At 57.7% G+C, this 20,982-nt stretch carries 12 protein-coding genes; 1 reads left to right on the top strand and 11 read right to left on the bottom strand.

The genetic code is table 11. The features are described 5' to 3' along the window. Positions 1-17: 17 nt before the first annotated feature. The 5 genes from VF629_RS09195 to VF629_RS09215 form a co-directional block, all read right to left on the bottom strand. Positions 18-3,137: a TonB-dependent receptor gene (locus tag VF629_RS09195; protein WP_331058177.1), complete on the bottom strand. Its 3,120-nt coding sequence runs from the start codon at positions 3,135-3,137 to the stop codon at positions 18-20. A 904-nt stretch (positions 3,138-4,041) separates the two neighbouring features. Beyond that, entirely contained in the window at positions 4,042-5,259 is a 1,218-nt protein-coding gene (locus tag VF629_RS09200) for an AGE family epimerase/isomerase (protein WP_331058178.1), read from the bottom strand. Positions 5,260-5,275: 16 nt separating this feature from the next. Beyond that, positions 5,276-6,493 carry a glycosidase gene (locus VF629_RS09205; RefSeq protein WP_331058179.1) on the bottom strand — a complete coding sequence of 406 codons (1,218 nt, stop codon included), beginning with the start codon at positions 6,491-6,493 and terminating at the stop codon, positions 5,276-5,278. A gap of 298 nt (positions 6,494-6,791) precedes the next feature. After that, positions 6,792-8,624, bottom strand: a complete 1,833-nt coding sequence (locus VF629_RS09210; RefSeq protein ID WP_331058180.1) for a sodium:solute symporter family protein — start codon at positions 8,622-8,624, stop codon at positions 6,792-6,794. A gap of 116 nt (positions 8,625-8,740) precedes the next feature. Beyond that, the gene (locus VF629_RS09215) at positions 8,741-9,859 is read right to left on the bottom strand and encodes a glycoside hydrolase family 26 protein (protein WP_331058181.1); all 1,119 of its coding nucleotides are present in this window, start codon (positions 9,857-9,859) and stop codon (positions 8,741-8,743) included. An 854-nt stretch (positions 9,860-10,713) separates the two neighbouring features. Between VF629_RS09215 and VF629_RS09220 the strand changes: the two genes are divergently transcribed. Continuing rightward, on the top strand, positions 10,714-11,589 hold the full coding sequence (locus VF629_RS09220) for an AraC family transcriptional regulator (RefSeq protein WP_331058182.1): 876 nt from the start codon (positions 10,714-10,716) through the stop codon (positions 11,587-11,589). A 43-nt stretch (positions 11,590-11,632) separates the two neighbouring features. On the opposite strand, the gene VF629_RS09225 is transcribed toward VF629_RS09220, so the two are convergent. The 6 genes from VF629_RS09225 to VF629_RS09250 all read right to left on the bottom strand — a co-directional run bounded on the left by VF629_RS09225 (position 11,633) and on the right by VF629_RS09250 (position 20,932). Beyond that, positions 11,633-12,688 carry a glycosyl hydrolase gene (locus VF629_RS09225; RefSeq protein ID WP_331058183.1) on the bottom strand — a complete coding sequence of 352 codons (1,056 nt, stop codon included), beginning with the start codon at positions 12,686-12,688 and terminating at the stop codon, positions 11,633-11,635. 575 nt (positions 12,689-13,263) lie between these two features. Beyond that, positions 13,264-14,883 (bottom strand): RagB/SusD family nutrient uptake outer membrane protein, encoded by a 1,620-nt coding sequence (locus VF629_RS09230; RefSeq protein WP_331058184.1) that lies wholly within the window; start codon positions 14,881-14,883, stop codon positions 13,264-13,266. Positions 14,884-14,908: 25 nt separating this feature from the next. After that, positions 14,909-17,980 (bottom strand): TonB-dependent receptor, encoded by a 3,072-nt coding sequence (locus VF629_RS09235; RefSeq protein ID WP_331058185.1) that lies wholly within the window; start codon positions 17,978-17,980, stop codon positions 14,909-14,911. A gap of 544 nt (positions 17,981-18,524) precedes the next feature. Beyond that, positions 18,525-18,926, bottom strand: a complete 402-nt coding sequence (gene tssD / locus VF629_RS09240) for a type VI secretion system tube protein TssD (protein WP_331058186.1) — start codon at positions 18,924-18,926, stop codon at positions 18,525-18,527. Between the two features lie 144 nt (positions 18,927-19,070). Beyond that, positions 19,071-20,444, bottom strand: coding sequence for a DUF5458 family protein (locus VF629_RS09245; protein ID WP_331058187.1), 1,374 nt, complete (start codon positions 20,442-20,444; stop codon positions 19,071-19,073). 47 nt (positions 20,445-20,491) lie between these two features. Beyond that, a complete protein-coding gene (locus tag VF629_RS09250) occupies positions 20,492-20,932 on the bottom strand; it encodes a hypothetical protein (protein ID WP_331058188.1) in 441 nt (146 codons plus the stop codon). Positions 20,933-20,982 lie beyond the last annotated feature (50 nt).

Consider the following 20,982-nt stretch of genomic DNA (forward strand, 5'->3'; position numbering starts at 1 on the left):
AATGCGGTGGGAGAAGATTAGAAGGCGGCGCGAAGACCTAGGGTCACCGTGCGGCTGTTGGGGTAGGAATTCATGTCGACCCCGCGACGCGAGGCGTCGTTGCCGAAGGCGTTCACGTCCGGGTCGAACCAGCTGTATTTAGTCCAAGTCAACACGTTGCTCATGCTGGCGTATATGTTCACTGACTCGATGAAACTTACCGGCTTCTTGAAGAGGTAGCCGATGTTGATGTTTTTCAGGCGCACGTAGGAGCCATCTTCAATTAGGCGGTCCGACATGCGGAGTTGGCGCGTATCGGCGGCCAGGGCCTTAGGCCAAGTGGCGGTAGCGGCGGTTTCGGGCGTCCAGCGGCCGTCGTACACGAACTGCGGCAGGTTGGCCACCACGCCCATCCGAATTTGGTAGAGGTTGGTATTCACGATGTCGTTGCCCTGCACACCTTGGAAAAACACACTGGCCGTGAAGTTGCCGTAGCTGAAGTTGTTGGTCACGCCGAAGGTGTAATCCGGGTTCACGTTGCCAATAATCTGGCGGTCCTTCGGGCCGAGGGCCGTAGGGTCACCGTCAAAGTCTTTATACTTGATTTCGCCAATCATCATGCGTTGTACAGCTTCGGTCTTCCCGGCATGCTGGGGGTCGGCTTTTACTTCGGCCAGGTTATCGTAGAAGCCATCTTCGACATAGCCGTACACTGTGCCGATGGGCTGGCCGTTGCGTTGCAGAAAGAACTCATCGGCGTTGAAGTACAGGCGGGGAGCAAACTGGTCGCCGTTAAGTTCGAGAATCTTGTTGCGGTTGAAGGAGATATTGGCGTTCACGTCCCATTTGAAGCGGGGCGTGGTGAGCACGGCGCCGTTGGCCGAAACTTCGATGCCTCGGTTTTCCACCACTCCCGTGTTCACCAATTTGGTGGCAAACGCCGTGCTGGGCGGCGTACCTACTTCTTGCAGCAGGTCGATTGTCTTCTTATAGTAGGCATCTACCGTCACGTTGAAGCGGTTCTGCATAAAGCCCATGTCTATGCCTACGTTCGCTTGGTTAGTCGTTTCCCAGCGCAGGTCCGTATCAGCCGGCCCGCGCCAAGTGTAATCGGCATATCCGGGTTGGAGCACGCCCGCCGCCGGGTAGGGAGCAAAGTTGAATAAGGACAGTGTGCGCAGCGAGCCGATGCCCTGGTTGCCGGTCTGTCCATAGCCTCCCCGGAATTTGAGAGTGCTGAATAGGTTCAGGTCCTGCACAAAGGCTTCATCAGAGGCGTTCCAAGCTAAACCAAACGAGGCAAAATTGGCCCACTTGTTCCGGGGAGCAAACTTGCTGCTGCCGTCTCGGCGGAACGAGGCGGTGGCCAGATAGCGGCCTTTGTAACCATAGTTTACGCGGCCCAGAAAGGACGCCAATGCGTTTTCAACGCGGCCACTGGTAAGTTGCTTCTGGTCAAGGCCAGCGGCCAAGTTGTTGTTTTGCAGGATGTCGTCCGGGAAGTTTTGCACCGACACGCCTTGGTAGGATGAGTAGCCAGTTTCGCGTGTTGCGGCGACCACTGCGCTCACGCTGTGGTCTTGAGCAAATGTGCGGTTAAAGCTTAGGATGGATTCCAGCGTGATGCCGCGCCAAGTGTTTTCGTTCACCGAAGCAAAGCCGTTGCGCGGGCTACGACCTTCCTGCAAGCGACGGCTGTAGTACACTTCCCGGTTGTTGTAGTTGTAGTTGACGCCCAAGTTCTGTTTAAAACTCAAGTAGTCCGTGAAATTCAGCTGCAAGTACGAGGCAGAATAGATGCTCGTGGAAGCCGTCTTGTCTTTGGCCAGTTGGGTGTACAGCGCTGGGTTGGCGGCGGCATACCACGAAATGTTGTTTTCGCGGGCCTGCTGGTTGGGGTCCGACACCGGGTAGGTGGCCGGAAACGTCAGCGCCGAGCTGATGATGCTGGACTCGTTGCCGGCTGAGTTGGTCTTGCTAAGGTTGTAATTGCTGAACGTAATGTTGTTGTTGCTGCCGATTTCCACCCATTTGTGAATTTTACGGGCAATGTTAGCCTGCAAGCCATAGCGCGTGAAAGCCGAATTGGTAATGATTCCTTCCTGGTCGAGCATGTTGCCCGAGAGCGAGTACGTGCCTTTTTCGTTGCCCCCCGACATGCGTAGGGTATAGTCTTTAGTTAACGCACGCCGAAAAATCTCGTCTTGCCAGTTCGTGCCTTTGAACCCTTCGGGCAACGACGTGCCGGCGGGCAAGCCGTTTAGAAAATCCTCGGGGGCGGGCCGGTACGTAGTCAGACCAGTAGTTTGGTCCACGCCCGAAGTACCTGGAAACGGGGCTGTGGTTGGGGTGACGCCGTTGTAAGTGATGTTGTTTTGGTAGGCCTCGTTTTGAAATAAGGCGTAGGTATAAGCATCCAACACCTTCATCCGCTTGGACACTTCCGCCAAGCTGGTGTTGGCCACAAGCTCAATGCGGTCCTGGCCAGCCTTGCCTTTCTTGGTCGTAATCATCACAACACCGTTGGCTCCGCGCGAGCCGTAGATGGCCGTGGCCGAGGCGTCCTTCAGCACCTCAATCGATTCAATGTCCTGAGGATTGATATAGGACAGCGCATTGGTGGATTGGCGCTGGGCTTCCGAGGACCCACTTGTAGGCGCCGGTGAGGTAAAAGGAATACCATCGATGACATACAGTGGCTCGGTGCCACTGGCAAACGAGTTGGCCCCGCGGATGGTGAGGCTGATGCCGGCCCCTGGGGCTCCGTCGCTGCGGTTCACCGTTACGCCGGCCACTTGGCCCTGCAAGCCCTGGTTGATGCTGGTCGGGATGGTTTTGAGGATGTCGTCCGTTTTTACGGTGGCAATGGCTCCCGTCACGTCGCTGCGCTTCTGGGTGCCGTAGCCCACTACCACAACCTCTTCCAGGGCTTTGGCATCGGCCCCTAGCTTGGGCGAGATGGTCGACTGGCCTTTTACCGCTATTTCCTCGGCTTTGAATCCCACAAAGGAGAACACCAGCGTCGCGTTGTCGTTGGCAACAGACAGGCTGTACGTGCCGTCAATGTTGGTAATGGTGCCGTTGGTGGTGCCTTTTTCGCTGATGCTGACGCCGGGCAGGCCTTCGCCATTTTTGGCATCAGTCACTTTTCCACTCACGGCAACCTGAGCAAAAACTGCTGCCGGCCATAACGCCAAGGCAAGCAGGAAACATGTCAGTAAGAAATTTTTCATACAAAATGAGGATGAAATGAAAAGGTGCTACATCCTCCGGGCTCGGTGGTCGTAGCGGTGCAGTATTCCTGAAAAGGCCAGGTTATTTGTTGCTAGCAGGCAGCCAGAGTGCACATGCCTGTAGGCTTTAACTGGCGCGACAAGCCGCCCGTGGCGACTGGCGAGCGAACGGTTCCAGGCCATGCGCCGGAGAGAATTTGAGTGCTCATGATTGGTGGGGATTGGGGGTTGAAAGGTGACTAAATAACAGCGAGTGAGTAGCTGTAATTTACCTAATCGTTTGCGGAACTAATCTGAGTTCACTAAAAGGTTTTAGTGAGACATCACTAGAGAGCTTAAGCTAAATTCAAGTGAATTATCAGAAATCGTTTGCGGTTGCAAGATATAAAACTAAAACGTTTTAGCAAATCTCCACAATATGAAAGCATTTGGGGATTTAGACTATTTAACCTTGAATAAATTCTCTTGTCCATTCTGATGAATGGAATTGTTATCGCATTAACGACTCATTTAATATATACTACTGACATACAGCGATTTATATCAGACGCTCCGCAACTACTAGAAAGCATGTGACGCACAGTAGCACCCTTACTGTAGCAACTATTCGGCGGTTTTCAGGATGGCAAACAGTGCCCGATTTGGTTTAATGGCTATCGGAATATGATAAAATAGTATCGGTGTTAAATGCAATAATTTTCAACCTTTTTCTTGGCAGAAGAGTAGGCCATTGTTGGTGCCTTTTCGGCGGGCAGTAACCGGCACAAAAGCAGTTGGTGTTCGAAGGCCAACGTCGGCTTCACAGCGTGAATCGAGGGTTGAATTCGCGCTAGTTTTTGCTTCTCGCGGGCAGTGCGGGCGGCGTCACCCGCGCCAGCCGGCCCAACACTTCCAGGCAGGCGCGACTGTTGTGGTAAGGGCATTTCCAAAACCCGGCTTTGTCCTCATCGGCAATGGGTTCGAGCGCCTCGGTCACGCCCCAACGCCATTCGCCGCCCTCGTAGTCGAGGATGTGCTCACGAGTAAATTCCCAAACGGCCCAGAAGTAGTCGTAGAAGCGGTTGTTACCGCTGAGCTGGTAAGCATTGAGGAAACCCACCATGGCTTCGGCCTGCACCCACCAGTGCTTGTCGCGGCTCCAGTGCTGGGTGGTCGGCTCAAACTCGTAGTTCAGGCCGCCGGTATCGTCAAGGCCTTGCGCGGAAGCGGTGGCCATGTCAACGGCCACTTGCCGAAACCGGTCGATGCTTTCCTCGTCGCCGAGCACTTCGGCGGCTTCGAGCAGCAGCCAGGCCGCCTCGATGTCGTGGCCGAAGGAAATGGCGGTGGATTTGGGCTCCCAGTTCTCGGCCAGGAACAAGTGCAAGTGCTGGGTGGCGGGGTCGACAATGTGCGTCAGGAATACTTCCAGCAGCTCCTGAATCTGGGCGCGCAGGCGGGCGTCGGGCCAGTGCCGGTACAGGTTGGTGTAGGCCTCCAGCACGTGGAGGTGGGTGTTCATGGTCTTTTTCTCGTTGGCGTCCTTATCGCTCAGGCGCAGGTCGGCCAGGGGGCTCCAGTCGCGGGCCAGGGCTTCGAGGTAGCCGCCGTGCTCCTGGTCGAAGCTGTGGGCTTCGATGCTGTGAAACAGGTGCTGGGCGTGCTGCAAAGCCGGCGCGTGTCCGCTGGCCGCGTAGTACTCGCTCAGCCCGTAAATGGCAAAGGCCAGGGCGTATATCTGCTTTTTGGTATCCAGGGGCTGGCCCTGGTGGTTCACTGACCAAAATACGCCGCCGTGCTCGCGGTCGAGGAAATGCTGCACCAAATAGTCGTAGGCGCGGGTAGCCAGCGCCAGCAGCTCGGGCCGCGGCTGGTGGCGGTGGGCCGCCGAAAACGTCCACAGGATGCGGGCGTTGAGGACCGCGCCCTTGGGGGCGTGCGCCACCACTTCGTTGGCCTCGGTGATTTGCCCGTGGAAGCCGCCGTACTGCTCATCGGGCACACGGGTGCCCCAATACGCAAGTATCCGGTCGAGCTCCTGCTGAAATAGAAGGCTGAGCTGCTGCATGGGTGGCCAACGAGGGTTAGTGGAGGGTGCCTGCAGCGGCCAGCACCGGCGCCACGGGCTCGGGGGCTTTGTTGTGGTCAATCAAGGCCACGATGGCTTCGGCCGAGGTGCGCGAGCTAAACCCGTCGGCGGGGGTGTGCTGCACGTAGTCGAGCAGCTGCTCGATGGTGGACGTGGCCACGTGCACGCGCGTGTCGGAGGAAGCGTAGTAGATGAATACCTGCCCGTCGTCGTCCGCAATCCAGCCGTTGCAAAACAGCACGTTCGAAACGTCGCCCACGCGCTCCTCCCCTTCCGGGGCCAGGAAATAGCCGCTGGGCTTGTGCGTGATGCGGGTCAGGTCGTGCAGGTCGGTGAGGAACAGGTAGAGCACGTAGCGCAGGCCGGCGGCGGTGTTGCGCACGCCGTGGGCCAGGTGCAGCCAGCCCAGCGGGGTCTTGAGCGGCGTGGGGCCCTGGCCGTTTTTGGCCTCGTACACGGTGTGGTAGCGCTTGCGGTCAATGAGCACCTCCTCCCCTATTTCGGCGTGCTCGATGGAGGCCGACAAGCCAAAGCCGATGCCACCGCCCGAGCCGGCTTCGATAAAGCCGTCCTGCGGGCGGGTGTAGAAAGCGTATTGCCCGTGCACAAATTCCGGGTGCAGCACCACGTTGCGCTGCTGGGCCGAGCGGGTTTTCAGGTCGGCCAGGCGCTCCCAGCTCACCAGGTCCTTGGTGCGAGCGATGCCGCAGCGGGCCACGGCGGCCGATTGGTCGGCGTCGGACGCGGAGAGGTCGCGGCGCTCGGTGCAAAAGGTGCCGTAAATCCAGCCGTCCTCGTGCTGGGTCAGGCGCATGTCGTAGATGTTGGTGTCGGGCTCCGCCGTTTCGGGCATCACGATGGGGTACTCCCAGAAGCGGAAGTTATCGAGGCCGTTGGCGCTTTCGGCCACGGCGAAGAACGACTTGCGGTCGGCGCTTTCCACGCGGCCCACCAGCACGTACTTGCCCCGCCACTTGATGGCGCCGGCGTTGAGCACGGCGTTGATGCCGAGGCGCTCCATCAGGAAGGGGTTGGTTTCCGGGTGCAGGTCGTAGCGCCAGGCCAAGGGAGCGTGCGCGGCCGTGAGCACCGGGAACTGGTGCCGGACGTAGACGCCGTTGCCCAGCGCTTCTGGCTGGTTGGGACGGGCTAGCAGGGTCTCGTGGGCCGTTTGCAGGGCACGGAGGCGGGTTTCAAAGGCATGATGCGTCATGAGCGTACTTGAGGAAAGGCACCCTGATAGAGCAGGTATAGTGGCTAAAGAGTAGTGGGGAAAGCAGAAGGATTGGCAGGCCCCGGCAGCGGAAAGCAGAAGCGAGGCCCCGCGGACACTGGGCTGCAAACACTGAAAAACTGGCCCGCCAAGACTCCCATCAACGGCGGACCAGTAGCCAGCAGAGCGTTGTCCAAGACTCTACTGGCACTTATCCGGCGGCACTCACCTTCCGCCGGGGTATTTTTTCAGCTAATTGGGTAAATTGAAAATTTGGGTTGGTGGCCGGAACGGGCGGCTAATACTCGGACAGCCGGTCCCACCAGGTTTTTTTGAGAATGGCGATGACCACGGCCAGGATGGCCACCGTGACCAGCAGCGGCAGCTTCTGCATCAGTATTAGGTACATGGGCAGGATGGTGAGGCACAGCTGGGCGATGATGCCCAGCACCACGTTGAACATGTTGAGCCGGAAATTGCGGTTGGGCTGGAAGGCCGGGTCTTCGGCCTGCACGGCGGCCAGCACCGGGCCCCAGAAACCCCAGGGCCGGACGTTCTTGTAAAAGGCGTGCAGCACGGCCGGGTCGGTGGGCGGGGCCAGGTAAGTGCCGAGCACCGAGCCGGCCAGGGAAATGCCAAACAGCAGCGGAAACCAGTACAGCAGCTGGTTGCCGGGAATGAAAAAGCCGAAAATTCCGGCCGCCACAATGCCCGCGCTCATGCCCACGAAAAAGCCCATGGCGTTGAACCGCCACCAGTGCCACTTGAGCATGTTGGCCGCGATGTAGCCGCCGTAAAGAGCCGACACGATGAACTGCAGCACCGTGTTCACGTCCTTGGCCAGGAAACCCAGGGCCACGCCCACGGCCACCACCAACACGCCCACCAGGTAGTTCATGGAGATGATGCGCCGGGTGGGCGCGTGGGGGTTGATGTACTTGAGGTAGATGTCGTTGACGATGTAGGCCTGGGCCGCGTTCACGGTGCCGCTGAACGTGCCCATGAACGCCCCCAGCAGGCCGGTGAGCACCAGCCCCATTAGCCCGGTGGGCAGGAAGTTGTTGATGGCCAGCGGCAGGATGCGCTCGAAATCGATGCTCCCGTCGGGCGCTTTCAGGTTCATCTGGCGGTAGTAAAGCAGGCCCAGCACCGTGAGGCCGATGATGAGCGAGTAGCGAATGGGCAGCAGAATGATGGACACAAAGCCGCTCATCTTGCTGGCCTCCTCGGGCGAGCGGGTCGAGAGGATTTTCTGCATGTCGTAGTTCGGCGCCGGGCCGGCCAACGAGGCGAAAACGCCCTTGAAGGCCATCATCATGAAGAAAATGCCGAAGAGGGAATAGCCGTCGCTGGCAATCTTGCTGTTGACTTCCGGAATCAGGCGCGACCAGTCCAGCCCCAGGCGCCAGCCGAAGAAGGGGTTGAACCAGCCCTCGGGCACGGCCAGCTGCTTGCCCTGCAGGTTGATGAAGGCAATGGTGGCGATGGCAAAGCAGGCCACCGTCATGATGGCGTACTTAATCAGGTCGCCAAGAACGATGCTGTGCATGCCCCCGATAATGGAGTAGAACATGGCAAAGAGCGTGAACACGATGCCGTACACGTGCGGCACGTACTGCGGGGCCACCGCAAACGGCACGTACCCCTTCACCAACTCCCAGGGAATGAATATTTCCATGAACTTGCCCAGCCCCACGAAGCCGTAGGCCAGGAACCCGAGGCAGCTGAACAGGGCAAACGCGATGACCACCTGGTGCGAAGCCCACACGCCCGGGCCCTTCTGGCCGAAGCGGGTGGCCAGCCATTCGGCGCCGGTGGCGGCGTTGGAGCGGCGTAGCCAGCGCGAGAGGTACATCATCAGAAACACTTGGTTGAACACGGGCCAGAGCCAGGGAATCCAGATGCTCTTCATGCCGTAGGCGAAGCACAAGCTCACCATCCACATGGTGCCGCTGATGTCGAACATGTCGGAGGCGTCGCTCAGGCCCAGCTTGTACCAGGGCAGGGTGCGCCCGCCCAGCATGTAGCTATCCTTGTCTTCGCGGGCCTTCTTGCTGTAGTACACGCCGATGCCGACGGTCGCCAATAAGTAAGCTGAGATGATAAGGAAGTCGAGCAGGCGTAATTTCATGGACGGGAATAAGGGCGACTAGCGAAGCGGCGGATGAAAGAGAGCGTAGAAGTAGGTCAGGGTAATCGATTGCACACCGTAGCAGTGGCCTGAGGCGCTGCTGGGCACAGCAGGAGCTACTTGCTGTAGATATTCAGGGGAGCGAGCCGGTTTTGGAACAGCACCCGGGGGTTGCTGTAAAACTGCTTGAAATCTTCGGCGTTGGCGTGGCCGGGAAAGGGCACGTAGTAGTGGTCGGGGCGGCCGTTGCGCCACACCAGCACGTAAGACAAGTTGTACTTGCTGAGCGTGGGCAGGAGCGTTTGGGTCCACCAGTTGGCATCGGGCAGGCGCTCGTAGCCGGTTTCGGTGAGGGCCGCCACCTTGCGGTGCTCCGTGGCAATCTCCATCAACAAGGGCAATTGGCGGTCTAGCTCCCGTTGGTACTTGGCAATATCCTTGGAGCAGTAAGTGTCGAAGCCCACGATGTCCACGTACTCGTCGCCGGGGTAGCGCTCCAGGTAGTGCTCCTTGGAGGTGAACGACGAGGCGGAATAGGCTAGCAGCAGGTTGTGCACCTTTTTGGTGTTACGAAGGTAGTCGGCCGTGAAGCGCCACAGGGCCTTGTATTCGTCGGCCGTGCAGTTTTTCTGACCCCACCAAAACCAGCTGCCCGTGTGCTCGTGAAAAGGCCGAAACACCACCGGCACCTTGGAAAAACCGCTGTTGAAGCTGCGCAGGTACTTGGCCATCCGGTCGAGGTAGGTCAGGTACTGAGCGTGGTAGGGCCCGCCGGGCAAAATCTTGCTGATGGTGTTGGTGGAGTCCCAGGCCGTGCGGCCGTTGGTGGGGTTGTTTAGGTGCCAGCTGATGGTGTTGACACCGCCGCGCTTGTACACGGCCTTCACGTACTGCCGAATTTTGGCGAAGGGCACGGCGTCGAGGTTGCGGGCGCTGTCCAGCTCCAAATGGCCCAGCTCCCAGCCGTACACGGCCGGGTCGGAGCCGGTCACGCTTTTCGCGTCCGAGCGGTTGGCATCGCCCACCCAGCGCCGGCCGTTGTCGATGCCGTAGGCCAGGGCGTCTTGGTGGCCGAACATGATGTTGGTGCGCGCCATGCGCTCCAGATTGCGGAAGAGGTGCGCGGTTTTGCGGGTCGCCTTGGGGTCGGAAGGCCGCACCTCGGCCGTCTGCGCCGCGGCGGTCCCACCAGCCAATCCCAGCAGCGCCACCAGAAAAAATGAGCGTAACCGCATATTATTCGAGGGGTTTGCCAAAAGATGTAATCAGCTTACAGAGCGACTTGCCGGAGGTGCCTACTGAGTTCCGGCCCTGCGCTGCCCTACTACGGCTACTCGTGTAGGTACCGCCGGCTTTCCAGAGCACCTTGCCTTGAGTAGCCAGCAGAGCGCCGCACCCGCAATGGCCTCCGCGGAAGCCAGAAGCCCCACCGCGGGGCGTGAACTGCGGCCCCGTAACGCGCAAAAAGCCCGCCTGGGCAACGCCGGGCACGCTTCCAAGCAGGAGCAGCAACATCAAGCAGGTGAGGTTCATAAAAAGAATGCGAGGCGCCGGGGGCCATGAGGCAAATGAGGTGGGCCGTGCAGTAGCCGCCAAGCAAAGAAGAATTCCCGCGCCGCCCGTGCCGGGCAATGTCCCACCAACGTCAGGCAACAGGCAGCGCAGGTTTTCTTCAATAGTCAAGTCGTGTTAGACATGTTCAGTAAACAACGGTGTTGAGCAAGGCCTTCCGGGTGGCTCACCGCTCGGACCCGCTACCAGTTGGCCGGTTCAAAGGCTCACGAGTGGCAGTTGCTCAAGGCTAACCAGCCGAGGTGTTAGGCGGCGTGCCACAGCTTGGCTAGGGTGTTCTTGTTGGGATGATATTTCGAATAGGAATCAGATAGTCAAAATTACCCTCTTGCCGACTTTCCTATTAATGCTTTTTTACCATTCTCTTGTATTGGTTTAACGGGCACACAGCCACGTTTCTTCAAAATAGGCCTTGAACATAGTTTAATTCAATCTAGCAGACGCTATTTTGCGTACTTGCCAGCAATACTTTTTTACCAATAATCAGTACCTTTCGCTCGTCTCTCAGCCCCCTGTTATGCCTCAGACCCTGATGCGGGAGATTACTCCCCTCACCCAGAGCGACTGCTTTACTCTGTTTTCGCGCAGCAAAAAGGAGTTCAACTTCCCGCTGCACTACCACGAAGAGTACGAGCTCAATCTCATCATCAACGCGCCCGGCGCCAAGCGCATCGTGGGCGACCACCTCGAAGCCATCGAGGACCTGGAACTGGTGCTGGTGGGCCCCAACCTGGGCCACGCCTGGTTTACGCACCAGTGCGTGAGCCAGGAAATATTGGAGGTCACCATTCAGTTTCACAAAGACCTGCTCGAGGACCGGTTCCTGCGCCGCAACCAGCTGAGCTTCATTCGCAAGATGTTTGAGAATGCCCAACGCGGTATTCTCTTCTCGCGCGACACGGTGGAGCGCCTGCGCGGCCGCATCATGTCGCTGGAGCAGAAAACGGGGTTTGATTCGGTACTGGAACTGCTTTCCATCCTGCACGACCTGTCCACGTCGCGCAACATGCGCATCCTCTCCGACCCCAGCTTCAACAACGAGCAGTTCAACTACAACAGCCGCCGGATTGAGAAGGTATTTGAGTACCTCAACGCCAACTACAGCCGCCAAATCACGCTGGCCGAAGTAGCCAAGCTGGCCAACATGCCGGAAGTGTCGTTCAGCCGCTTTATCAAAAAGCGCATCGGCAGCACCTTCATCGACAGCCTCAACGAAATTCGGCTGGGCCACGCCACGCGCATGCTCATCGACACCACGCACAACGTGGCCGAAGTGGCCTACAAGTGCGGTTTCAACAACATCTCCAACTTCAACCGCATTTTCAAGAAGAAGAAGGGCTGCACGCCCAAGGAATTCCGCCAGAGCTTTTCCGGCACGCGCATTTTCATTTAACTACGCAGCAACCAGGCCCGCCGCTCGCCTCACCAGCGCCGGCTCATTTCGATAGCCGCTTGGGCACGTCCTCGACTCCCAGTACGCGGGGCGAGGCATAATTCCGCTTGATTTCCTCTTCGCTGTTCGCTTTGAACAGCATCTCGCCCCACGACATAAACCACACGTAGGGCTGCTGCTGGAGCTGCTCGGGCGGCACCAGCTGGCTGTGTTCCGACAGGCCCATGGGCTTGCCGGCAGCCAGGCGGTTCATGGCCTCGTACCAGCGCTGCGGGTAAGTTGCGTTGGCGCTGTCCTTGCGCGGGTAGATGTCCGTGCCCAGCAAGTCGACTTTGTCGCGGCCGGGGAAAAAGTTTTCCACGCCGGGGTTGAGCTTGTCGGGCGTCCAGGCCCAGAGCAGGTTGTTGAGGCGATGGTGCTCGGTGTAGTAGGTGTACAGCTGCTGCCAGAGCGCCAGGTAGCCTTGCGCGCCGGGCCGCCCGCCCCACCAAAACCAGTTCCCGTTCATTTCGTGGTAGGGCCGGAAGATGACCGGAATGTGCGCCGCCTGCAGCTGCTCCGGGTGGCCGGCGAGTAGGTCCATCTGGGCCGCCCACTTCTGGTAGAGCGGCGTGCCGGGCGTGAGCAGCTCCTGCCACTGCGCGTCGGTGAGCTTGCTGATGATGCCGCCCTGAAAATCGCAGGGTTCCCCGATGACCGGGTTGGCCTGGTGGTAGCTCAGCACGATGATGGCGCCGCGGGCGTGCTGCCGCTTGATTTCGGGCACCAGCAGCGGCCGGTACTTGATGTTGTCGATGTCGTGGGTGGAGTCGGCAAAGCCAAAATCGCCGCCCCAAATGGCCGGGTACTTGCCCGTCAGCTGCTGCACGCGCTCGGTGGGAAGCGACATTTTGCCCAGCACGTTGTGCATGCCCGAAAGCGTCTTCTTGCCCTTGATTTTGTAGAGGTACTTCAGCAGCTGTCGGGCCTCCGGCGTTGCGCGCGGGTTGATGGGCCGGCGCTGCGCGAAACTGCCCACGCTGATGAGCAAGCAAGCCGCCAGCAGCGCGAGCCGCCGCGTGCGCAACAAGGCACCTCGGCCGTAGAAGAGAATGGGCATAAGCATCAATGGATTGATAGAACGGTTTTCTGAGCAACTTTTTCCACCGCCCGCTGCGGCAACTTGTATCGCCACAAACGGCCCGCACGGCCCGGCCGGAAAGGCCAAAAGCTGTACGAGCCCTTCGGTGAAGGAAGTAGCGCAGAACAGGCTTGCACGGTCGCCAGCTGGAACTTTGCCGCAGCTTAGAGCGCTTTTCAGGTTGGGGTACAGGTTTCGTGCGCCCGGTGTAGAGACGCAACATCTTGCGTCTCGGCGTTGAACGATGCCCCCCCAACGACACCCAAACGGCGCGGACGACGAGACGCAAGATGTTGCGTCTCTACACCGGGCGCACCGACCCCGAAACCGCTCTAAAAGGTTAAGCGTCGATACTCGGCAGGGGCCGCAGGCCTTTGGAATGGCAGGCAACGGGTGCCGATGCGACCGGTACTACGCTACCGCGCCACTGAGCTGTTGAGGCAAGCCTAAAGCCAGGACTTCCACAACTGCCTGAAGCAGAAAAACCGGCCTCAGTAATGCCAGAAAGCACTTCCGAGGCCGGTTTTCTACCAATGTTTTACTAGCTGCTCAGGCTAGTTGTAGCCGGGATTCTGAACAATTCCCCAGGTCTGGGTATCCTGCAATTCAATGGGCAGCAGGGGAATGGGGTTTACTACCCCCGTCGTGATGCTGCGGGCACGGGCGCGAGCGGCCACATCGGGCGACAAGATGCTAAAGTAGCGGCCCGTGCGAACCAAATCCCAGAAGCGCAGCGACTCCCCACCAAACTCTACGCGGCGCTCGTGCCAGATGGCATTGAGTAGCGCTTGTCCCGAGAGACTAGCCGACAGGTCGGGCAGCGTACCAGCAGGCGTGTTGGCGGGGGCGTAGGCCGTGGAGCCTACCGTAGTGCCCGGAGGCCGGGTAGACATGCGGGCGCGGGCGCGCACCTGGTTTACCAAAGTTACTGCCTCACCATTTCTGCTGAGTTGGGCGGCGGCTTCAGCCTTCATGAGTAGAATGTCAGCGTAGCGTAGCTTGCGCAGGTTTTGGCCCGCTGACTGTGGAGAAGGAGGCGCCGTAATGGCCACTTTGCGGTTAAGGTAACCAGTCGCGCTGAAAGCGGGTTGTATACGATTTACCACACCTAGTACCACATCCCCATCTTTGAAAATAGTTACCTCCCGGCGCGGGTCATTGGCCTCAAACTCATCGTACAGGCTCTGGGTTGGGTTATTGAAACCATAGCCAAAACCGTAGCCAGCAAATTCGCGATTGCCTTGGAATACATTGCTAGTAGTACCCGTCGAGATGGGGCCGTAGCTATCGTTGGAGTTAGCGAACTGAACCTCAAACACCGACTCGCTGCTGTTTTCGCCAATTTCCTGGTGAATAGCGGCGTAGTTGGGCAGCAGGGTGTACTGGTTCGACGTGGTAACGGTGTTCGTCAGGTCGTATACTTCCTGCCAGGTGTGGTTATTGGTGTTGTCAGTACCGAGCTGGTACATGATAACGCGGGCCAGGTAGCCATTGGCAGCTCCTTTGGTAGCGCGACCTGCGTCGGCGGCGGCATAAGCCCCTTTTTCTGGCAGCACTGCGGCGGCGGCTCTCAGGTCCTTCTCGATGAAAGCGTAGGTTTCGGCGATGGTGCTACGCTTCACATTGGCAACCTCAGTAGGTAGCAATGTCTTTTCGAACAGCGGCACACCGCCGAAGACCTTCACGAGATTGAAATAGAAAAACGCCCGCAAAAACAGCGCCTCGCCCTTCAGGCGAGCTTTCAACGGGGCATCAATGGTGCCCGCGTCGATGTTGTTAATCACGATATTAGCCCGTGCGATGCCCGTGAAGTTGTTGACCCACCAGCTGGAAATAATTGCGTTGGTGGTTGGCGTCGCCCAGGTTTTAAGTTCAGTTATTGCGCCGAAGTCACTGTCGCTGCTGCCCTTTTCGGCGTCGTCGCTCAGAACGTCGCCAAACATCCAATCGAAGCTGACCCCCACGCCCTCTCCTACGCCGAACTTACGGCCTTGGTCCCAGCCAGCCACATCGTAAACGGCATTCACGGCCTGCGTTGCGTTGGTAGGGTCGTTGAAGAGGTTAAGTTGGGTAACACTACCCAGAGGGTCTTTATCTAGAAAGCTTTCGCAGCCGGAAGCCAGGCCCAGTAGGACCGCGAAGGTCAGCATACGGGCGTTAGAGAAGGTTTTCATCTGTTCTTAATGAGTCAAGTTAGTCTTAGAACTGTACGTTGAGGCCCAAACGGTAGGTCCGGGGCTGGGGATAGTTGCCATAGTCTACCCCGTACGCCAGCGGATTGCCAAAGGAACCACTGGTCGAAATCTCGGGGTCCAGGCCGCGGTACTTGGTAATGGTAAATACGTTGTCGACCGAAGCAAACACCCGGAAACCGTTGATTTTGAAGTTTTCAAGTACGGTCTGCGGCAGCGAGTAGCCCAACTCCATGTTGCGGGCCCGCAGGTAGCTGGCGTTTTCCACGTGGCGGCTGCTGTAGAGGTCGTTCGTAGTGGCGGCCGACGTCATGCGAGGCTGGTTGCTATTCGGGTTGCTTGGGGTCCAGCGGTCCATGCGGTCAGCGTAAAAGTTGGTCCAGACGTTCGCAATGGCACTCGACTTATCCAGGTTAATAGCGGCGGCGTTAACAGCCTCCACGCCCTGTACTCCGTAGAGCAGAACCTTGAAATCGAAGTTGCTGTAAGCCAAGTTCAGCGAAGCGCCGTAGGTGAAGCTCGGCGTAGCGCTGCCTAGGTACGTATTGTCGGTACCGGTAATTCTGCCGTCGCCGTTGGTATCCTGGTATTTCACATCACCTGCTTTAGCGGTGGGCTGGATGGGGGTTCCGGCGGAATTCACGTATCCACTGGCTTCGTCTTGCGTGCGAAAGATGCCTAGTGCCTTTAAGCCGTAGAAATAAGCTATTTCGCGGCCTACATCCGTACGGGTTGTGAATCCTGCTTGGGTATTACCCTGAGAGATGGGGTTAGCACCGCCCAGGCTCGTGATAACATTGTTGATTTTCGTGAAGTTCACTCCTGCGTTGTATTGGAGCTTCCCTATTTCGTTGCGGTAGCTCAGGGCTAGCTCTAGGCCGCGGTTGCGGAGCGTACCCACGTTGGCGCTGGCGGGCGCCTGGCCCAGGTAGTTAGGCACGGGGGACAAGGCAATCATGTCCTCGGTGGTCCGCTGAAAGTAGTCGCCGGTGAAAGTCAGCTTGTTGTCGAGGAAGGAGGCATCAACACCAAGGTTGCTCGTCACCGCCGTTTCCCACCTCAGGTCCAAGTTGCTAAGCGTAGCAATGGCCAGGCCTGGTGCCCGCGACTGGTCCAGGCCGAACACGTAGTTTTGGTTGTTGACGGCCGTGGAGGCATAACCGTAGTTGGGGGCGGCATTCTGGTTGCCCACCGAGCCGTAGCTGGCGCGCAGCTTTAACTGCGATATGGCGGTTATACCCTTCAGGAAGTTCTCGTTGGAGACGTTCCAGGCGGCGCCCACCGACGGGAATATGCCCGTGCGATTTGAGCCCAGGAAGCGCGAGGTCTGGTCGAAGCGCAGGGTACCCGTCACGAGGTAACGGTCACGGAAGTTGTAGTTGGCGCGGCCAAAGTACGAGAGCAGCGAGCCATCGTACTGCGAGCTGCGGATGTTAGCGGTAGCAGAGCGGGCGGCCGAGATGTATTGCAGAGTTGCATCTTCGGGTACATCGAAGCCGGTCACCGAAATGCCGCTGCCGTAGCCACGCTGCGCTTCCTGGCCTAAGGTAAAGGAGAGGTTGCTGTTGTCAGCAAAGGTCTTGCTGTAGTTGAAGTAGTTCGACCACACCCAGCTTATATTCTCGAGGCGCGACTCAATCAGGGAGCTCTGCGGGCGCCGGTCGTTGGGCCCAATGAAGTACTGCGGCAGGTACAACTTGGGGCGCACGTTGTTGTAGTTGATGCCGAAAGTGGAGCGGAAGCTCAAGTTCTTCATCAGCGCCACGTCGGCATAGGCGCTCGTAAAGAGCGTGCTGTTGGTCGTTTTGTTGAACTTCTGCTGGGTAAGGTAACGTGCCAGGTTGGGCGTGAAGCTCGTAATGTTATTATACGCGTAGCTACCGTCCGGATTGAAGGGTGGAGAGATAGGGTTAGCCAGAATGGCGTTTTGCAGCACCGTACTGTAGGCGGTGTTACCGGTGCCATCACCTGCTCCGGTCTGGTTGGAGTTGGTGAAGGTGGCCGACACGCCCGCTTTCAGGAACTTGGTCAGCGTGGCGTCGTCGTTCAGGCGCAGTACATACTTCTTCAGGCCAGACTGCTGCACAATCCCATCCTGCTGGAAGTAGTTGCCGCTGATGAGGTAGCGGTTTTGCTCGGTGCCACCCGAGGCCGACAGACTGTAGTTGGTAATCAGGCCTTTCTGCAGCACTAGTTTCTGGTAGTCGGTGCCCGGACCCCCATCTTGTAGGGCGCCGCTCAGTAGGGATGTATAGTCAGGAGGAATGGGGGCATTCTCATTCTGGTAGGCCTCCGTCACGAGCGTAGCGAACTGCTGCGCATTGGTTAGGGGCAGCGTACGCCGAATCTCCTGGTAGCCGGTATAGCCAAACAGGTTGAACTGCGTTTTGCCCGCCTTGCCGTGCTTGGTGGTGATAAGCACCACGCCGTTGGCGCCGCGCGAGCCGTAGATGGCCGTGGCCGAGGCATCCTTCAGAATTTCCGTCGACTCAATATCGGTGGGGAGCAGGAAGCTGATGTCGCCAGTCTGCACACCGTCCACCACGTACAGGGGGTCGCTGTTGTTGATGGTGCCGACGCCACGCACCCGAATACGAGTACCTGCGCCCGGCTGACCGCTGTTGGTCGTTATGTCAACACCCGCCACCCGGCCTTGTAGGGCCTGCACCGGGTCGGAAGTGGCTACCTGCTGGAGCTGAGCACCTGTCACGGAGCCTACGGCGCCCGTCAGGTCGCTTCGGCGCTGCGTGCCGTAGCCCACCACCACCACTTCGTTCAGGCCCTGGGCCGCAGCGGCCAGCGTAACGTTAATGGTCGATTGGCTGCCCACGGTGATTTCCTGGGTGTTCGAACCCACGAAGCTGACCACCAGCGTAGTGGCGCCTTCAGGCAATGTAAGCTGGTAGCTGCCATCGGCCCCCGCCGAGGTGGCCGTAGTGGTGCCCTTCACAAGAATGGTGGCCCCTACCAGGGGCTCACCCTTGCCGTCGGTTACGGTACCCGTGACGGCGCGCTGCTGCGCAAACGCTAGTGAGGCACTGCACACCACCAGCGTTATAGTAGACAAAAGTCTTTTCATAGGACGTTACAAAATGAGGAAATTGCTGCCTCAAATGTAAAGTCACCGTTAAGCCGAATTATAATGTTTTTTTATACTTAGTTTGTATTAATTATACACCAATCTTAAATTTTAAATTATAAACCAATAACATTCAGCAACTTGTCAATCTTACTCACTCATTTATTCCCCTAGCAACTTATATACTTTTTTAACATATATTTGACTTTTTAGTACTACTAAGCAAAAAACATTGTATTAGAGGTCATTGTCGTGTGTGAGCCACCACTCACTTCATGGTGAAACAGTGCCTGTCCTTATCTCGCCGCGCGGAATCCCGTGGATGACTTCGCGACAAAAGCTGCTGCACAGTCCTGTCCCTGACGCGGGCGTTCCCACTCGGACGTGTGCCAGTAGAACAGCAAGCCGCAATTGTAACGGAATAATAGATAAAGCTTCGCCGCGAGTGATTGCTCTTCTTCGAAGAAACAGAGCCAAGAAAAAGGCCCTACCAGCTGAGCTGGTAGGGCCTTTTTGCATTAAGCGAGTAGGTTTCCGAGGAACCTTATACCCACTTGTTGTCCAGCGAAGCGCCGTTCACGTCAATCTTGTTGGCCGAGATAACCAGGCTCAACACCATCGAGGCTTGGGTTTCGGCACCGCGAGCATCGAAGCTCTCGGTATAGCCCACGCAATAAGCTTCTTTGAACGCAATCTCCTTCATCTTGGAGTCTTGGTCGCCGCGCTTGAATACGATTTTACCGTCGGCCCGCTTGTAAGGGTCCAGCATCCAGCTGATGAGCTTCACGCTATCAGTCGACACAATGGTCACCTTGATGGTACCGCCCTGCACTACAGAAGACGGGCGTCCCTTGTCGTCGGTGGTTTGATTGAAGGAGTAGCCGCAGCTAACTACTTCGCATTCTTCGCTGCCAGCAGCGTCAAAAACAGCACTGAAAGAGGCCATGTGGTAAAAAGGGGGTTTAGTGGTGTGAAAAACTTAAAACTCAATACGCAGGAGCTTACTTTAGGTTGAAAGTAAATATTATTTCTGAATTACTATATGGAGGGCCGCACGGTTATGGGACCGTGGGGCCAGCCGCAAGCCATTTTATTGTTGCGCGTACTCGGCGCTCCAGTCGCGACCGGGGTTGTCCGGGTCGTCTCCCTTGGTACCATCCAGCGACACCAGGAAGGTTTTGGCCGGGAAATAAGGCACCATGTGGATGTCGAGGATAATCCGGTCCTTCTGCTCGGGGTCGCGCTCGAATTTTTTTATCGAGAACTTCTCAATCAGCTTGCCCGGGCCCGCAATGCCATCCAAAAAGCGCACAATCTGGTTCTGGATGTCCATGCGCATGTTGTGGTCCCAGTTTTCGAAGGCGCGGCGGTTGAGGAAATCGATGAGCACCTTGGTCACGTAGTCGAACACGCGCACCACCGAGTAGGTCTGCAAGCCGATGTTGTCGCCGTTGAAAAGCGTTTTGGCCGAGAAGGCCATTACGCGGCCGTACTCGTTCACCATGGGCACGAGGCCGATTTTTTCGAGGTTGGCGATTTCGCTTTTTCTTAACGGAAATTTAACACCGTCCACCTCGTTCAGGGTGCCGTGCTTGCGCCCGGCGGTCACTTGCGAAGCCAGCGTGGTGTAGATGCGGCCCGCCAGCGCCGAGGACGGCGGCACGTACAAATCCTCTTCTTCGCCGATTTCTTCGAGCTTGCCGCGGCCGACCAGCCAGTTGGCAGTCATGATGACGTTGGCCTTGTGCGGGTCGGCGCCCGTGAGGTTGGCTTCCTCAAACAGCTCAATTACGTCCTCGGGGGTGTCGTAATGCTCGAAATCGGTGACGAGCATCACCTTGTTTTTGTGGGCAATTTTCGCCCATTTGTCAATCACCTTGTTCGAGCCGAGGTAGCCGGGCACCACCAGCAGCGAGTAGTTGTCGCGCAGGTCGAGGCGGTCGTAATTCTGCTCCATTTCCGCCGACACCGCGTCGATGAACGTCGTGTTGTCAAGGTCCTGTAGTTGGTCCTTGTCGGCGTTCATCACCGAAACGTTTTTCACCTCATCCAGGTCGGTATTGCGGAAAAATAGGGCCACCGAGCGGTAGGATTGTTCCAGCTCGTGGGTGGCTTCCACGGCCTTTTTCAAGTTTTCGGTCAGCAATTGCTGCGACGCTTCCACGCGCTGTTCGCCTTTTTCTACGGCGTCGGCTACGGAGTCGGCCTCGCTCAGCAGCTTGTGCCACAGGGCCAAGCGCTTTTTGAGCTGCTTGCGGTCGTTTTTCTTGTTCTCTTCGGAGAGAAAAATCTTTTTGCGGGCCTTCTTCTCCGGGTTAAGGTTGGAAGCGCCGTCGATGGTGGTTTCGAGCAAATCGAAACCGCCCACTTTCAGCAGGGCCTGGGTGCTTTGTTCGAGGGCGGGGCCGGCCGCTTCACGCGAGCGGTAGCCGGCAGCGGCAGCATCTTGCTGTTCGAGAGCCATAAAGGGGAGAAGCAATAAATCGGAGGGGAATGGATGCGCGCCGAAATCTACTCCAGCTCGTCCATCATGGCTTGCACGGCCGCCAGAAAAGCCGCCTTGGTTTCGGGGTTTTCCAAGGCCGTCTTCAATATTTTATTCGATTTGAGCTGGCGGAGCAACTTTTGCAAGTCGTCGGTTTCGGTGGCCAGGCCCTGCAAGAAATTGCTCTGGTTGATGATTCCTTTCTTGCCAAAGTCGCCCAAGGACGAAAAATGCAGCTTTTCGGGCACCGAAGCGCCCTGAGCGTCGTCGAATTGCACGTCCACTTCGGGCTTGAAATGCGCGAATACGGCTTCTGGAGTTTTCAGGCCTTCCACTATCACGGGCCGCATGGGCGTGTTGGTGGTCAGCTTCTGCACCAGCAGGGTGCGGTTGAGGGGGATGTCCGAAATTGCTTCGGAGGCATTGTCGAGCTTACGCTCTTGACCGCCAATTCCGTAAGTGTACATAGCAGATGGGAAGGTGGCGCAGTTACGGGCTTCCAAAAGCGCCGCAACTG

It is taken from the genome of Hymenobacter sp., assembly GCF_036388155.1.
Taxonomy (GTDB): domain Bacteria; phylum Bacteroidota; class Bacteroidia; order Cytophagales; family Hymenobacteraceae; genus Hymenobacter.

Bases quoted from the DNA above. Each gene is read 5' to 3' on its own strand.
- tssD (WP_331058186.1), bottom strand. From the start codon at position 18,926: ATGGCCTCTTTCAGTGCTGTTTTTGACGCTGCTGGCAGCGAAGAATGC.
- VF629_RS09200 (WP_331058178.1), bottom strand. From the start codon at position 5,259: ATGCAGCAGCTCAGCCTTCTATTTCAGCAGGAGCTCGACCGGATACTT.
- VF629_RS09215 (WP_331058181.1), bottom strand. From the start codon at position 9,859: ATGCGGTTACGCTCATTTTTTCTGGTGGCGCTGCTGGGATTGGCTGGT.
- VF629_RS09225 (WP_331058183.1), bottom strand. From the start codon at position 12,688: ATGCCCATTCTCTTCTACGGCCGAGGTGCCTTGTTGCGCACGCGGCGG.
- VF629_RS09205 (WP_331058179.1), bottom strand. From the start codon at position 6,493: ATGACGCATCATGCCTTTGAAACCCGCCTCCGTGCCCTGCAAACGGCC.
- VF629_RS09250 (WP_331058188.1), bottom strand. From the start codon at position 20,932: ATGTACACTTACGGAATTGGCGGTCAAGAGCGTAAGCTCGACAATGCC.
- VF629_RS09220 (WP_331058182.1), top strand. From the start codon at position 10,714: ATGCCTCAGACCCTGATGCGGGAGATTACTCCCCTCACCCAGAGCGAC.
- VF629_RS09245 (WP_331058187.1), bottom strand. From the start codon at position 20,444: ATGGCTCTCGAACAGCAAGATGCTGCCGCTGCCGGCTACCGCTCGCGT.
- VF629_RS09235 (WP_331058185.1), bottom strand. From the start codon at position 17,980: ATGAAAAGACTTTTGTCTACTATAACGCTGGTGGTGTGCAGTGCCTCA.
- VF629_RS09230 (WP_331058184.1), bottom strand. From the start codon at position 14,883: ATGAAAACCTTCTCTAACGCCCGTATGCTGACCTTCGCGGTCCTACTG.
- VF629_RS09210 (WP_331058180.1), bottom strand. From the start codon at position 8,624: ATGAAATTACGCCTGCTCGACTTCCTTATCATCTCAGCTTACTTATTG.